The sequence below is a fragment of the Clostridium sp. UMB9555A genome, from assembly GCF_030222355.1.
GTDB classification, from domain to species: domain Bacteria; phylum Bacillota; class Clostridia; order Clostridiales; family Clostridiaceae; genus Sarcina; species Sarcina perfringens.
In genome coordinates this window covers 491,897-507,796 of record NZ_JASORQ010000002.1, presented here as the reverse complement: position 1 = coordinate 507,796, position 15,900 = coordinate 491,897, and the positions used below count along the sequence as shown (strand labels likewise).

General features: G+C 27.0%; 11 protein-coding genes and 1 riboswitch. Of the genes, 10 read left to right on the top strand and 1 reads right to left on the bottom strand.

Annotated elements, in window-relative coordinates:
- The first annotated feature begins 126 nt into the window (after nucleotides 1-126).
- The 5 genes from QP548_RS07540 to QP548_RS07520 all read left to right on the top strand — a co-directional run bounded on the left by QP548_RS07540 (nucleotide 127) and on the right by QP548_RS07520 (nucleotide 3,754).
- Entirely contained in the window at nucleotides 127-1,749 is a 1,623-nt protein-coding gene (locus QP548_RS07540) for an EAL domain-containing protein (RefSeq protein WP_061427231.1), read from the top strand.
- A 266-nt stretch (nucleotides 1,750-2,015) separates the two neighbouring features.
- On the top strand, nucleotides 2,016-2,363 hold the full coding sequence (locus QP548_RS07535) for a hypothetical protein (protein ID WP_061427233.1): 348 nt from the start codon (nucleotides 2,016-2,018) through the stop codon (nucleotides 2,361-2,363).
- A 389-nt stretch (nucleotides 2,364-2,752) separates the two neighbouring features.
- Nucleotides 2,753-2,911, top strand: coding sequence for a spore coat associated protein CotJA (locus tag QP548_RS07530; RefSeq protein WP_075808072.1), 159 nt, complete (start codon nucleotides 2,753-2,755; stop codon nucleotides 2,909-2,911).
- 12 nt (nucleotides 2,912-2,923) lie between these two features.
- Complete coding sequence (locus QP548_RS07525) at nucleotides 2,924-3,175, top strand: spore coat protein CotJB (RefSeq protein ID WP_061427235.1); 252 nt, start codon at nucleotides 2,924-2,926, stop codon at nucleotides 3,173-3,175.
- 12 nt (nucleotides 3,176-3,187) lie between these two features.
- Nucleotides 3,188-3,754 (top strand): manganese catalase family protein, encoded by a 567-nt coding sequence (locus QP548_RS07520; RefSeq protein WP_061427237.1) that lies wholly within the window; start codon nucleotides 3,188-3,190, stop codon nucleotides 3,752-3,754.
- 173 nt (nucleotides 3,755-3,927) lie between these two features.
- Here QP548_RS07520 and QP548_RS07515 read toward each other — a convergent pair whose 3' ends face one another.
- Nucleotides 3,928-4,146 (bottom strand): DUF4318 domain-containing protein, encoded by a 219-nt coding sequence (locus tag QP548_RS07515; RefSeq protein WP_061427239.1) that lies wholly within the window; start codon nucleotides 4,144-4,146, stop codon nucleotides 3,928-3,930.
- A gap of 651 nt (nucleotides 4,147-4,797) precedes the next feature.
- Between QP548_RS07515 and nagE the strand changes: the two genes are divergently transcribed.
- The 5 genes from nagE to QP548_RS07490 all read left to right on the top strand — a co-directional run bounded on the left by nagE (nucleotide 4,798) and on the right by QP548_RS07490 (nucleotide 15,769).
- Nucleotides 4,798-6,249 (top strand): N-acetylglucosamine-specific PTS transporter subunit IIBC, encoded by a 1,452-nt coding sequence (nagE, locus tag QP548_RS07510; RefSeq protein ID WP_061427241.1) that lies wholly within the window; start codon nucleotides 4,798-4,800, stop codon nucleotides 6,247-6,249.
- A gap of 276 nt (nucleotides 6,250-6,525) precedes the next feature.
- Nucleotides 6,526-6,852 carry a DUF3784 domain-containing protein gene (locus QP548_RS07505; RefSeq protein ID WP_061427243.1) on the top strand — a complete coding sequence of 109 codons (327 nt, stop codon included), beginning with the start codon at nucleotides 6,526-6,528 and terminating at the stop codon, nucleotides 6,850-6,852.
- Between the two features lie 31 nt (nucleotides 6,853-6,883).
- Nucleotides 6,884-7,273: a hypothetical protein gene (locus QP548_RS07500; protein WP_061427245.1), complete on the top strand. Its 390-nt coding sequence runs from the start codon at nucleotides 6,884-6,886 to the stop codon at nucleotides 7,271-7,273.
- Between the two features lie 312 nt (nucleotides 7,274-7,585).
- Nucleotides 7,586-7,670, top strand: a riboswitch (cyclic di-GMP riboswitch).
- Nucleotides 7,671-7,869: 199 nt separating this feature from the next.
- The gene (locus QP548_RS07495) at nucleotides 7,870-14,340 is read left to right on the top strand and encodes an NPCBM/NEW2 domain-containing protein (protein WP_061427247.1); all 6,471 of its coding nucleotides are present in this window, start codon (nucleotides 7,870-7,872) and stop codon (nucleotides 14,338-14,340) included.
- A 1,018-nt stretch (nucleotides 14,341-15,358) separates the two neighbouring features.
- Entirely contained in the window at nucleotides 15,359-15,769 is a 411-nt protein-coding gene (locus QP548_RS07490; RefSeq protein WP_061427251.1) for a DUF5412 family protein, read from the top strand.
- Nucleotides 15,770-15,900 lie beyond the last annotated feature (131 nt).

The following is a 15,900-nucleotide window of genomic DNA, read 5'->3' as shown; positions in this document are numbered from 1 at the left end:
TCATTTTTATATTATAATGGAAATTTTATTTCCATTAAATATTTTTTTAAAAATAAATTGTGAAATATGATATAATTTGTTAAAAGAATTGTTATATTTTGAATATAGATATTGGAGTGTTAACTTATGAAAAGAAGGAAGAGATTTATGCTAGGAAGTATCCTAGTTTTTCTTTTGTTAGTGATTTTTTATCATATATTAATTTTTAAACAAGAAGAAAGAGAAAGAGTATTAAAAATAGGATTCTATGATAATTATCCTTACTTTTATATTAATGATAATGCAAAGGTTTGTGGATACTATAATGATTTAACTAAATCAATCGCTAAAAGATTGAATTTTAAGGTTGAATACGTAAATTACAAACTTTCAGAATTACTCAAAGAGCTTGAAAATGGAGAAATAGATTTAGTAGTTGGAATAAATAAAACTCCAGAAAGAGAAAAACTTTATGAATTTTCAAGCAATTACATAAATAAAAAACAATATAGTATATATACAAATAAGAACATACAATATGGTGATTTACAAGCTTTAAATGGTATGAAAATGGGATATATAGAAGATGAATTAGATAATGAGTGGATTTTAAATTATTTAAAAAGTAGGAATATAAATGTTGAACTGGTTAATGGGTCATCTTACAAAGCAGTAAAAACTTTATTAGCCGAAAATAGAGTAGATTTTATTGTGGATAATTCAGATAGTGACATAAAAAATAAAGGGAAAAATGTTAAAGAAATTTTTCAGTTTTCATCTGGACCTAGATATATTATAGCCAAAAAGAATAACAAAGAATTAATAAATGAAATTAATGAAGCGCTTAAAACTATGGATCTTAACCCTAGTAGATATAATGATTTATATTATATTAATAATTTTTTTAATGATATTAGTAATAGACATATAATTATTATAGTTGGTTTTATTATATTGCTGATTTCAATTGAAAAATTGGAGAAGAAGGTAATTGAAAGAGTTAAAAAGAACAGAATTATTAATGATTTAAAAAGAGGTAATTATACCTTGTGTTATCAGCCAATAATAGATTTTAAATATAAAAGAGTAAGAGGTTTTGAAGCTTTATTAAGATTAATGAAAGATGGACAAGTATTAACGCCTTATTATTTTATGAAAGATATAGAAGATGCTAATATGATTCAGGATGTTACATTATGGATACTTAAAAAGGTGATTCAAGATTATAATATTATAAAGTGTTATGATTTTATTTGTAGGAATGATTTTTATATTTCCATAAATGTATCTTTTAATGAAATAGAAGATTTGAAATTTTTGAATAAAGTAATAGAAATAGTACGAAATAGCAATATAGGAGAAAATAGTATTTGCCTAGAGATTGTAGAAAAGTTTGGAGCGGATGAAATAAATAAAATACAAGAAAATATAAGAATTTTACAGGAGAATGGAATTCTCATTGCAATTGATGACTTTGGCGTAGAGTATTCTAATTTGGATTTATTAAAGAAGATTGATTCTAATATAATTAAATTAGATAAGTTTTTTGTTGATGAGCTTAATGATTCAGAAATAAGTGTTAAAGTAATTGACTTTATATTAGATATTTGTAGATTATCAAATAAATCTATTATTATTGAGGGAGTAGAGGAAAAATATCAAGTTGATATAATAAAAACTTTTCTTTATGAAAAGATTTATATTCAAGGATATTATTTCTCAAAACCATTAGATATTAAAAATTTAGGTAGCTTAAATTCATTATTTTAAAACTTACATATAGCTTAAAATTTTGATTTTTAGATATTTTTTAAATCTAAACTAATTTTAGACTTTTAACTATAAGTAAAAGATAATTTTGCTTTCTAGATTTAAATTATCTACTTATGAACAATTGTCAAAACTTTATACCTTTTACAGTGGAATTATGAATAGAATTACATAAAATTGTAAATGATAAACTGAGTAAATATTTAAAGGAAATAAGTAAGAAAAATAGAAGTAAGTAATTAGTCTTATTTTAGGAGGTAAAAAGGGTGAAGATTGGAAGAGTAAGAGAGGATGCTAAGGATGCTTTTAAAAGTCTAATTGGATTTGAATTTATTTTATTAGATTTAAAGATTAAAGATAAAATCATGGTGATTAATCCTTTAACCATAGAGGGATTTGAAAAATTTTATTATGAGATATTTAAAAGGTTTGGAAAAGAAGTAATCAATGAAAGATATAAAGATTTCCTAAAATATATGATGAGTGAAGAGTGTGGGTTTGATATTTGCTCAGATATAGAAAATTTTATGAATCTAAGAGATTTTACTGATGATGATAAGAAAAGTTATAATTTTGCTCTACAAAACTTCAAGGGTAAATATGGTTTACAATAAACAGTATAGAAATCTAGATTCCATCTGTTAAAGGCAGATAAGAGGTTTGCTAGATTTTACAATAAGCAGCATAGTAAGCTAGATACTACAAAGAAATAAATTTAAAAGATGGAAATAAAAGTTTACAATAAAAAGAATAGTAAGATTGATGCTATAAATTTTAAAATTAGCTTAAGTGAAAGCTAAAATATATATTAAGACCAACTTAATTTTTCAAAGAGTTTCTATGAACAAAGAAACTCTAATGAATTATTAAGTAGGTCTTTTATTTTGGAAGTAAATTTAAGTTTAAAAGAGTGATAAAAGCAAATATGTAACATCCTTATATATATAGGCATAGTATATTACTATAACGAAATTACCATATATGTAAAGGAAGGATAAATAATATGTATGATTGTACTGATGACAAATTTAGATTAGAGTATGCACGTGCATATATATTGCCTCAAAAATATGAAAATTTATATTCAATCTGTAAAGGTTTCTGGAAGGGAACAATCTTTAAAGACTTATACAGACCATATAAAGAAAAGAAAGAATGTTAATGAGGTGAAATTATGAAAGCACTAGAATTATTAGATGATATACAAAAGTTACAATTTTATGCAGTGGAATTAAATCTTTATCTTGATAATTTCCCAGAAAACAGAAAAGCTACTGAGGACTATAAAGAAATATCTTCAAAATTAAGTGAATTAATAGAAAGATTCGAATGTGAATATGGACCTATAAGGAATTTTGGGCAGGCTTATGTGGAAAATCCAATTGCATGGATTGAACAACCTTGGCCTTGGGAAATTAGATGTTAGGAGGATTTAATTATGTGGTATTATGTAAAAACTTTAGAATATCCAATAAACTTAAAGTGTAATGATCTTAGAATGGCAAAGTTTTTAATATCTCAATATGGTGGGCCTGATGGAGAGTTAAGTGCAGCACTTAGATATTTAAATCAAAGATATACAATGCCAACTAATAAAGCAAAAGGATTATTAACTGACATAGGAACAGAAGAAATGGCTCACGTAGAAATGATAGCAACTATGATTTATCAATTAATGGATAATGCTTCCCTTGAAGATTTAAAGAAAGCAGGATTAGCTGGTCATTATACAGATCATGGAAAGGCATTATATTATTCAGACGCTCAAGGAAATCCATGGACAGCAACTTATATTCAAGCAAAGGGTGATGTTATAGCCGATTTGCATGAAGATATGGCAGCAGAGCAAAAGGCTAGAGCAACTTACGAATGGCTTATAAACTTAACTGATGACCAAGATATAAAGGAAATCTTACGCTTCTTAAGAGAAAGAGAAATTGTTCACTTCCAAAGATTTGGTGAAGCATTAATGGATGTTCAAGACAAAATGAAATGTAAAAAATAAGTAGAACAAAAGGGCTATATCAAAATTTATTTTGATATAGCCCTTTATTTATATTTTTTTATAACTTGAATAACAAGCAATATATTGGGTTCTTTAATTATATTTTTTATATAGGAGAGATTAAAAATAGAATAGTTCTATCTATTGGTACTTTTAAAAATCATAATACAAAGCTATTTAATTTCTTTACAAGCTAATTCATAACCACCACGAGCCATTGTAATCTTTACTTCATAGATCACATTGTCTAATTTAAAGATTACAGGTTTTTCTTTACTTATAAATTCAACATTACTTTCTTGCTTTAAAATCGTATCGCATATGGTATTAGCTGAAGGGTACTGTAATGAATCCTTTAGCTCAACAACAAAGGTTTTTCTAAAAAGTTTCATTATTAAAATCACTCCTTTTTATAAAATTATATGCTTAGATAGTATATATTTACATTTATTATATCAAGATAGTGTTACTTATAAAGAATTTTAATGAAATATTTACTTAAAATACATAATATAAAATAATTTAACATGTTATAATAATGTTGTAATAAAAGTAAAAATATGTATATAAATGTTGAAGGTGTATTTTAAATTAGAGTATAGCCGTTAGATGAATGGTGATTTTTATTTAACTATTAAATTTAAGGCAATGATTTTATTTTACTGATCTTGTTACACAAGATAATTAACATATTAAAAGTTTATAATACATTTTTAATAGAAGTGTACAATTAATAAACAATTAAATAATATATTAATTAGTTATAAGGGGACTAGTTATATAGATTTAATAAGTTTATTAAGTTTACTTTTTACTAGATTATTTTAGGGGGTGTTATAAAGGGGAAAATTTATCTTATGTAAACTATAAAATCAATAATAAATTTTATAGTTTAAGAAAACGTTTTAAAGCAATTATAAATAAATATATTCTAATTTATAATCTGTTAATTTACTATGAAAAATTAGTTTGATTCTTTTAGAAAAAGGGGTTCTTAAAGAATCAATTTAACAGTTAGTGGAATTTATAGGGGGAATATTAATATGATGAAATATTTTCAGAAATTAGGTAAATCTTTAATGCTACCAGTTGCTGCACTTCCAGTAGCAGGGATATTAATGGGAATTGGATATTGGATAGACCCAAGTGGATGGGGTGCTAATAGTGTAGTATCAGCATTCTTATTAAAATCTGGTGGAGCTATTATAGATAACATGGCAATCTTATTTGCTATTGGGGTAGCTGTTGGTATGTCAGATGATAATGATGGAGCAGCAGGTTTAGCAGGTTTAGTATCATGGCTTATGATAACTACATTATTATCTAGTGCCGTTGTTGCAATGATACAAGGAGTAGATGTTGAAGCTGTTAACCCAGCCTTTGGAAAGATACAAAACCAATTTATAGGTATCGTAGCAGGTTTAATAGGAGCTGGTTGTTATAATAGATTTAAAAATACTAAATTACCAGATTTCTTAGGATTCTTTAGTGGAAGAAGATGTGTTGCTATAGTAACAGCACTTGCTTCAATAGTAGCATCTTTAGTTCTATACTTTGTATACCCTGTAATCTATAATGCATTAGTTTCATTTGGTGAATCAATAATAGCTATGGGACCAATAGGAGCTGGTATTTATGGATTCTTCAATAGATTATTAATACCTCTTGGTTTACACCATGCTTTAAACTCAGTATTCTGGTTTGATGTTGCTGGTATAAATGATATAGGAAACTTCTGGGCTGGAACAGGTACTTTAGGACAAACTGGTATGTATATGTCAGGTTTCTTCCCAGTAATGATGTTTGGTTTACCTGCTGCTGCTTTTGCAATGTATCGTTGCGCAAAAACTAATAAAAAGAAAGCTGCTGCTGGTATATTATTAGCTGCTGCCTTATCATCATTCGTTACAGGAGTAACAGAGCCATTAGAATTTGCATTCATGTTCTTAGCACCAGCTTTATATGTAGCTCATGCTTTATTAACAGGAATATCTATGGCAGTTGTTGCTGCTTTACCAGTAAGAGCAGGATTTAACTTTAGTGCTGGTTTAGTAGACTGGATATTAAGTTTTGCATCACCAATGGCATTAAACCCATTATACTTATTAGGTATAGGTTTAGTATTTGGAGTTATATACTACTTAGTATTCGTAGTTATGATAAAGAAATTTGACTTAAAGACTCCAGGTAGAGAAGATGATGAGGATGATGATTCAAATGCAGTTTTAGCAAATAATAACTACACTGAAGTTGCAAAAATCATCTTAGAAGGACTAGGTGGACCTTCTAATATTACTTCAATTGATAACTGTATAACTAGATTAAGATTAGAAGTAAAAGACAGCACACTAGTTAATGAGAAAAAGATAAAATCATCTGGTGTTTCAGGAGTTATAAGACCTGGAAAAACAAGTGTTCAAGTTATAGTTGGAACACAAGTACAATTCGTAGCTGACGAGTTTAAGAAGCTTTGTAAGTCTAAGAATTACGTATAATAATTAATAGAGTTTTAAAGTTTTAATATAAAGTCTTTTATATAAAAAGTTTAATATTTAGATTAAGACTTTTAAATAAAAAAACTAATAAAATATCTCTTATATTAAAAAAGGATTCCAGTGGAGTAGTTAGATATTTCTACTGGAATTTTTTTTATAATAAACCCCAATTGTATATAATTTAAATGATTTGAATAAATCTAGAGATTTTAATTAATTTGTATATATTGTAAAATAAGTTAATATAATTATTAGAATATAGATTGGGGAGAGTTTATGAAACAAGCAGATTTAACAGGAATTCTAGTACTTGCTTTTTTAGGGGGAGGAATATTAACCTTTTTAGGGGCAATAATTAAACACTTTAATGCAGGAGATATTCTTAATGGCTTTGATGAAAAGAAGTATGATAAAGAGAAAGTATCTAGAATTGTTGGAATGGATTTTTTAATAATTGGATTAAGTGTAATAATAATTGCTCTTATTAGTATATTTATAGATAAGAAATATTATAATGCTATAATGATAGCCCAAGGAATTATTATTGTTTTGGGATTAATAAAAGCTTTATATGATCAATTCTTTAAATGTGGTAAAAATTAATTATAAATAAATATGAAGATGGGGTGTTTTTATGTTTAAATTAAATCTAAAAGAAGAAGATATTCTAATGAAGATTACAGTTATGAAACAAGTGAGTAATAAGGATGCAGCTATAAATTTTATATCAAATTTAGTAACTAGAGCTGGTGGAGATGTGGCATATAAAGTAAATCTAATTGTAACTAAGGATTCTCTTTATTTAGAGCATGTAGGACATGCATCCTTAGGTTATGCTGAAGAAACAAGAGAGGTTGATCAGATACCATTTGAAGATTTAAAAGAATTTTCAGTAACTACTAAAGATAACAATGAAGAAGTAAAAATAGTAACTTCTAATAAGGAATTTAATCTTTTTAGAGATAATTCAAAAGGTGATAATTTAGCTTTAACTATGGCTAAGGTAGTAGAAGATTTAAAGTAATATAGATTTAAATTAACATAAAACTATAAAAATACGTGTGTTTATTTAAATTTACAAATTAATAATATAATTTATAAAGGAATAAATTAAAAGCTAGTAAGAGCAAGGAAAAGTTCTTACTAGCTTTTATTATTTATAATGTAATATCAATAAATTAATGTTTTTTTAGAATTTAATTTTATCTATAAAGTAATCTTATAAAAAGATGAATAAATTGTAAAAAATAAGTCTTTTTCCATAATATTATATAAAAATTTGTAATATCTTATATTGAATAGAAGATTAAATTTTTGTATTATATAAATACTAAAAATAATATATTGGCAAATCTAGAGAAATTTAGAGACGCAAAGCTAAAGGGGCTAAGGTTATATAACTATGCTAGCCAGTTGCCAAAGAATAAATATTCTTTGTTTTAATAGAGTTAATTTATAAATATATATCTAAGTATATGTTTATTTTGATGCTATTTTTATGGCAACTATCCTTTAATTTAAAATAAAGGATAGTTTTTTATTTGAAAAAATAACACTCTATTATAGGTTATAGGATGGATAGAAAACTCTTAGTTTTACAAAATATAAGGGGGAAATGGTATGAAGAAAAAAATATCTACAATTCTTATTGCATCAATGGTAATGTCAAATGCAAGTCCAGTCTTAAATGTTTATGCTAGTGAGGTTATAAAGGAAAAAATAACTTCTATAGAAAAAAGCGTAATAAATCAAGCATCTATAAATCAATTCAATTTAAATAGTTACGAAAATTTTGAGGGATACAATCAAAAATACAAAGTACAAAGAAATGAAATAGTTTCAATAACAAATAATGGGGGACAATATTCAACAAGTTCTATAGACAAAGCTATAGATGGTGACTTGGCTACTCACTGGGAAACAGGAAGACAAAATAGTTCTGATTTCACAAATGAAGTTGTAGTAGAATTTAATGAGTTAGAATCAATAGATAGAATAGCATATGCAACAAGACAAGATGGAGCAAGAGGAAAGGGATATCCAACAGAGTTTGATATATATGCTTCAACAACTGGAAATGATGACGACTTTAAACTTGTTTCTCAGGGAGCAAGTAAGTCAACAGGAAGTCTTATGGAGTTTAAGTTTGATACAGTACAAGCTAAAAAACTTAAATTCGTATTTAAATCAGCTGATAGAGATTGGGCAAGTGCTTCAGAGTTTTGGTTTTATAAGGAAGATAAAATCATGGATAAGGTGAACTCCATATTCATAGATGAAGGAAAAAATAAGGTGAATCCAGAGTTTGACACTATAGAAAAATTAGATGCTTTTGAAATTGAGATTAAAGATCATCCATTTTATGAGAATTTTAAAGAAATAATAGAAAATGCTAAATTAGTTTTACAAGGAAATAATGTAGTATATAAAGATGCCATAGTAAGTAAGTTTAAAGATTTTAATGATGAATCTTTAAAAAAATATAACCAATTATTTAAGATAAATACATCATCAATAACAACTAATGGAGGAAATTATGCAGAAAATACAATAGATAGAGCTATTGATGGAGACGTTAATACAAAATGGCATTCTAACAAGCAAAATAGTTCAGATTTTACCAATGAAGTAATAATTACTTTGGATAAATTAGAGACTTTAGATAGAGTAGTTTACACAAACTTAAATATGAGAGGTTTTGCTGAGGCCTTTGATATATACACATCAAAGACAACTTCTGGAGACACCTTTGAAAAAGTTACATCAGGAAACAGTGAAGTAACAAAAGGTTCAGTAGAAATTAAGTTTAATCCAACAGAGGCAAGAAGAGTTAAATTTGTATTTAAAAAAGGATATGAAAACTGGGCCTTAGCATCAGAATTTACTTTCTATAAAGAAGATCAGTTAAGAGATAAAATGAGTAGATTATTCACAGATAACACTATGAGTCAAGTATCTGAAGAATTTAATACTTTAGAAAAAATAGAAAAGTTAGAATCAGAAGCTAAGGAGCATCCTTTTTATAATGATTATAAAGAAGAGTTAGAGAATGCTAAGTTAATTATTGAAAATAAAGAGGTTCAATATACTGATGCTAAAGTATCTGATTTCTTAAATCCAGATAATGAATTACTTTCAGCTTATGATGCCATTTATAAGTTAGATAAGAGCAAAATAAAATCAATAAAAAACAATGGTGGACAATATTCATCAGAATCTATAGATAAAGCTATAGATGGAGATTTCAATACAAAATGGCATTCAGGAAAGCAAAATACAGAAAACTTTACAAATGAAGTTGAAATAGAATTAGAAGAATTAACTACATTAGATAGAATAGTATATACAGCACCTCGTGGTTCAAATAGAGGATTTGCTGAAGCTTTTGATATTTATGCATCAAGAACAACTAAGGGAGATAATTATCAAAAGGTAACTAGTGGTAATGCTAATATAACTCAAAATTCTGTAGAGATAAAATTTAATCCAACAGAATTTAAGAGAATTAAGTTTGTATTCAAAAAAGGTTATGAAGATTGGGCTTGTGCTAGTGAGTTTGGATTATACATTCAAGATGCCGTTGCAGATAAAATGGAGAAGCTATTTAAAGATGGATTGTACACTGAGTTAAATGATGAGTTCAATTCTGCTGAAGCAATAGCTAATTTAGAGGAAGAGGTAAACAATCATCCACTTAAATCTTTATATGAAGATGACTTAGCTTTAGCTAAGGATTTAATAAAAAATCCTGATAAGTTTAAAGATTCTAAAATATATACAGCAGAGCAAAGAGGTAGATATACAGAAGAAACATATATGAGAAGTATAAATGGTAATGCCTATGCATCATTCCAATCAACTGGTTTATATGTAACTGCTGGTGAAGAATTTGAGGTGTATGTTGAAGCAGATAGAAATGGTGTAATGCCTCAATTATGTCTTGGACAAGTTAGTAAGGGACAAGGGGACTGGAGAAGATGGATAACATTAAAACCTGGCAGAAATTTAATTAAAGTTCCAGAAAATATAAATCCAAGTGCGGTATATATAGTAAATAATGCAAATCAAAAGGATCAAGCTTTTGCACCTAAAATAAGATTAGAGGGGGGAACAAAATTTCCTACTTATATATATGGTGAAACAGATCCAAGAGAATTTGCAAAAGAAGTAAAGGCTTATGCAGAAAAAGTTGAATATAGTGATGAAGCTTTTGCAAATGGTAATCCTGAAGGAAAAGTTTATAACGTAATAGAGTTAGTATCCGAAAACTGTATAATAACTACAACTGCCAAGGGGGCAGTTAAGGCTTTTGATATTATGGAAAAAGATGACTTAACAGTAGAGGATACAATGAGGGAATGGGAAGAGATGTATGACATGTTCCAACGTTTCCAAGGATTTGAGAAAGATGCAACAGAAGAAAAACATAGTTATTTCCCTAATAAATTTATAGCAAGAGTATTTTTAGGTGTACCTTTAGGATATGCAGACCATGGATATACAGGATATTTAGGAAGCAATCCTGTTGAAAGAGATGAAGGTTTCTTTAAGCAAATAGTTTTACCAATAACTCATAAGAATAATGATAATTGGGCTTATAATCATGAGTTTGGTCATATATTCAATACTAAATATGTTGTAGATGGAGAAGTAACAAATAACCTTTATGCTCAAGAGTATAGAAGAATCAAAGGGTTAGGTGGAGATAGAGCCAATTGGAATGAAATGATGAAGAGATTCAAAGGTGAAGACTTTGCAATGCATTATTTTGAAAGATTAGGTGTGTTATCTCAAATAAATATAGCCTATGGATATGATGCCTATGCAAAAATGTCTACTTATGTTAGAAATAATACTGAACAAATAAAATCTGTAAGGGGTTCTGACCAACAAAGATTAGCAGTGGCATATTCATTAGCTTTAAATGTTAATTTGTTAGATTTCTTTGAGGGATGGAATTATATAGAAGTAACAGAAGAAATGAGAGAGGTAGTAGCTCATTTACCAAAACCAGATAAGAAAATAGAATACTTATATGGTGCTGCTTATGACTATAAAGGCAATGGATTTAATGAGAATCTTAAAGTACAGGTTAAATCTAAAATAAATGAAGAAGAAAGAACAAATACTCTATCATTTGAAATAGATTCAGAAAATAGAGATGATTTATTAGGATATGAGATATTAAAAGATGGTAAGGTTATAGGATATACCATAAACAATAATTTTGTAATCAAAGATATTGATTTAAGTGAAAATGCAAGTTATGATGTAGTACCTTATGCTAAGGATTTATCAACTGGTAAGGCTGTAAATATTAAAGCTTTTTCTCCAAATTTGGATATACAACAAGAGAGTATGATTGTTAATCTAAGAAGTGATTTTAACCCTGCTGATTATGTGAAGGGAACAACTTATAAGGGAGAAGATATAAGCTCTAATATAAATATAGAAAGTAATGTAAACACAGCTGAAAAAGGTAAGTATCAAGTTAAATATACTTTAATGGATAATGATGTTAAAGTAGAAAAAATTATGAATGTAGAAGTTGTAAGCTCATATGATTACTTATCAGATGAAGAGTGGGAATCAGTAGAAACTCAATGGGGAACTCCAAGAAGAAATACAAATATAAAAGGTAGAGTAAATGGAGAAATTAAAACCTTTGAGAAGGGTATAGGAATTCATGCTAATGGAAAAGTGGTATATGATTTATCAGAAAAAGATTATGATAGATTTGAAGCTTTATTAGGTATTGATCAAACAATAGGAGCTAATAATAATTCAAGTATTTCTTTTAAGGTTATAGCAGATGGAAAGACTTTAGAAACAACTAAGGTTTTAAAATATAACGATAATATGGTAGAAATAAATATTCCAGTTAAAGGAATTAACAAATTAGAGATACAAGTTAGTGATAGTGGAAATGGAAATACATCAGACCACGGTATAATAGTAAATCCAAAGTTATCAACTAATAATGTAAAGCCTACAATAACAACTGAAGATGCAGTAATTAATGTTAAGGATGAATTTGATTTATTAGATGGTGTTATTGCTAATGATGTGGAAGATGGTGATTTAACATCAAGCATAAAAGTAAAATCAAGTGATTTTGAAGCAAATAGAGGTGGAATATACACTGTAGTATATGAAGTTACAGATAAGGATGGAAACATAGTTACTAAGGAAAGAAAAATATATACAATAACTACAGCCGAAAGTCTAAGTGATAAAGAATGGAAATCAGCAACATCTGGATGGAGAGATGTAAAAAAAGACTTAAGCGTTGAAGGTAATAGAATAACTTTACTTGGTGAAGATGGACAAGATGTAGAATATGATAAGGGGCTTGGAACTCATGCAAATTCAGAGATAGTTTATGATTTATCAGACAAAGATTATGGAATGTTTGAAGCTTATGTTGGTGTGGACAGAGAAATGAAAAATTCTGATGCATCATCATTAAGTTTTGAAGTTTATGCAGATGGAAAAAAAGTATTTGATAGTGGTGTTATGAATGTAAATACTCCAAAAAAACATGTTTTAGTCCCAATAATAGGAGTAAGTGAACTTAAGTTGCTTGCTAAAGATGGTGGCAATGGAAATGGAGGAGATCATGCAGACTGGGCTGATGCTAAAGTTTATAATACAAGCGATAAACCAATATTAACTGGTGAAGAGGTAGCTTTAAATATAGGAGATACATTTGATCCATTACAAGGAATAGTTGCTAATGATCCAGAAGATGGAGATATAACAAAGAATATAAAAGTTATAAATAATAATGTAAATACAAAAAGAGGAGGTAACTATATAGTATCATATGAAGTTACTGACTCTCATGGAAATAAAACTACATTAGATAGAAAAGTATCAGTTGTTAATGCTCATGATTATATAAGTGATAAGAACTGGAAATCAGCTAATTCAGGTTGGAGAAGTGTAAAAAAAGACCTAAGCGTTGAAGATAATACTATAACTTTACTTGGTGAAGACGGACAAGAAGTACAATATACTAAAGGTCTTGGAACCCATGCAACTTCAACAATAGTATATGATTTATCAGAAGAAAACTATAAGTTTTTTGAAGCATATGTTGGTGTAGATAGAGAGATGAGAAATTCTAAAGTGTCATCATTAAACTTTGAAATTTATGCTGATGGAAAAAAAGTATTTGATAGCGGTATTATGAATTCAAATACTCCAAAAAAGCATGTTTTAGTTCCAATAGTTGGAGTAAGTGAACTTAAATTAGTAGCTAAAGATGGTGGCAATGGAAATGGAGGAGATCATGCAGACTGGGCAGATGCTAAATTATTATATGCAGACTCTAAGGATTTTACTGCTTTAGAAAAAATAGTTGAGGAAGCAAGAGGATTAGATGGAAGTCTATATACAGAGGAAAGCTTTAATAAATTACAAGTTGCTCTAGAAAAGGCTAATAAAGTACTAGAAACTCCTAATCCAGAACAAGAAGTAATAGATTCTACTATTATAGAGCTTAGAAAGGCTATGGATAATTTAGAGGCAGCTATTGATTTAACAGAGGAAGTTAATATACCAGATAATGAATTAAAAAGGGCTATAAAAGATCAATTAAATATATCAAGTGATGTAATAACAAGAGAAGATATGAATAAATTAACAAGCTTATCAGCAGTTGGATATGGAATAGCAAACTTGGAAGGATTACAATATGCTGTAAATATAGAAGACTTAAATCTTGACTGCAATGAAATAAAAGACATATCTAAAATAAAAGATTTAAAGAAGCTTAATAATGTAAGTATAAAAGAACAATATATAGTTATAAGATCACCAGAGGAAGTTGAAGGAAAATATGTTATAAATGAATCCTTTGTAGGAAAAGAGGGAGTAAGATTATCACCTAAAGAAATAAATATAAGAAGAAATACAGGTGGATCAAATATTGAAGTATCAAATGTTGATGTTCAAGAATCTCTAAATGATGGAAAGTTAGAAATAGATACTAAGCTTTTTAAAGAGGGAGTTAGTGGCATATCAGCAGTATATGAAGATTTAGATGGGAAATATGTAGCTACGCTTTCAACCTTAGTACGTAGATAATAAGAAACAATGGATTTAAAATGAATTTTTAAATTTAGGTAAAAGAGAAGGGATTCGTACTTTAAATACGAATCCCTTCTTAATTTTATATAAAGTAAAACATTTAAAATTGTATTGAAATTTTTACGTTATGATTCATTTAAATAAGATTTTATAAATAGCTTTTATTTTAGCGGCTTTAATATATGATGTTGTAAAAATATTATGCACAATATAGCTAAGAATATAGGGAAGAAAGGGTTAAATTTAAAACATACTATAAATAGACATAATATTAGAATAATGAAATTTAAAAAAATTGAAAATAATATCTTTTTATAATTTTCTTCATTTAAATTTGTATATAGAATTCCATTAAATCTAATTTCAGTATCTCTATTAAAAAATGAGCAAATTGGATTAACAATTCCAGTCATAAGCATAGTTAAAAGTATCATTAAAGAAATACAATAATATATAAGCATTCTAATCTTTCCTCCTTACTTTAGAATTTTCATTTAACTTAAATTGTAATCTTATATTAAAAAATAATAATAAGTTTATCAATACATTTTGCGTAAGTGGTCAAAAAATTGACAAAATTGGCATAAAAGTAAGTAAATGTATTAACAAATAGCTGATAAAATATGAATTTATGAAACATAATTTATAATTAATATTAATAAATGAGTTTAGTTAAATTTTATATACTTATTAGGCTTAACTTTTATTAAAATAAAAAATTAAATATTCATTAATAATTCCACTAATTCTATAAAAATTTCATTGTTTAATATAAGTTATTATTAATTATATAAAATTTAATTAATATTTATAGTGATATAAAAAAATCTTAAAATAAATTTTTCTTTTTAGACATATTATTTAATAAACGTAATTTTTTTGCCTTATATATTAAAAAGGAATTAATATCTAACAATAAATCAATAATTTAATTGTTAGATGTTGGTAGATTTTGTGTGATAAATTATATAAAATTAATCTAAGATTTATATTTTTATATGTTAGGAGAAATACTATGGAGAAAAGAAGGACTAATAAATATTTAAAGTACAAGAAATTTAAGAGAAGATTGGGAGTTTATATTGTTATTATTTTAATATTTTTGGGAGTAGCTGCCTTTAAAATATCATCATCAATAAGGGAGTTTAATGATAGTTTTAAAGAGTCTAAAGTAAGTGAAGAGCTTTTAGGAGAAACAGTATCTAGTGATGGAAAGTATAAGATTGAGGCATATCTTATTAATGGAGGGGCTACAGTAGATTGGTCAGTTATATGTTATTTGAAGGAAGGGCAAAATAAAAAAGAAATATATAGGGATTATCATATAAATGAGGCAAATATGAGTTGGATTGATAATGATACTATTTCCATAAATAATCATAATATAGACTTGCCAAATGGTAAATATGATTTTAGAGATGAATAAAGTGGAGAGTAGGCTTTAAAGTATATTGTAGTAAATTATTAGACTTGTGATTAAGTAATTTGAAGGCAATATATTAGGGCTTACTCTAATTTTTTATTGAAAAGTATTTTAAATAATAAAGTTTTAATAGT

Coding starts and splice junctions, on each gene's coding strand:
- QP548_RS07540 (WP_061427231.1), top strand. CDS start 127: ATGAAAAGAAGGAAGAGATTTATGCTAGGAAGTATCCTAGTTTTTCTT.
- QP548_RS07530 (WP_075808072.1), top strand. CDS start 2,753: ATGTATGATTGTACTGATGACAAATTTAGATTAGAGTATGCACGTGCA.
- QP548_RS07525 (WP_061427235.1), top strand. CDS start 2,924: ATGAAAGCACTAGAATTATTAGATGATATACAAAAGTTACAATTTTAT.
- QP548_RS07520 (WP_061427237.1), top strand. CDS start 3,188: ATGTGGTATTATGTAAAAACTTTAGAATATCCAATAAACTTAAAGTGT.
- QP548_RS07515 (WP_061427239.1), bottom strand. CDS start 4,146: ATGAAACTTTTTAGAAAAACCTTTGTTGTTGAGCTAAAGGATTCATTA.
- nagE (WP_061427241.1), top strand. CDS start 4,798: ATGATGAAATATTTTCAGAAATTAGGTAAATCTTTAATGCTACCAGTT.
- QP548_RS07505 (WP_061427243.1), top strand. CDS start 6,526: ATGAAACAAGCAGATTTAACAGGAATTCTAGTACTTGCTTTTTTAGGG.
- QP548_RS07500 (WP_061427245.1), top strand. CDS start 6,884: ATGTTTAAATTAAATCTAAAAGAAGAAGATATTCTAATGAAGATTACA.
- QP548_RS07495 (WP_061427247.1), top strand. CDS start 7,870: ATGAAGAAAAAAATATCTACAATTCTTATTGCATCAATGGTAATGTCA.
- QP548_RS07490 (WP_061427251.1), top strand. CDS start 15,359: ATGGAGAAAAGAAGGACTAATAAATATTTAAAGTACAAGAAATTTAAG.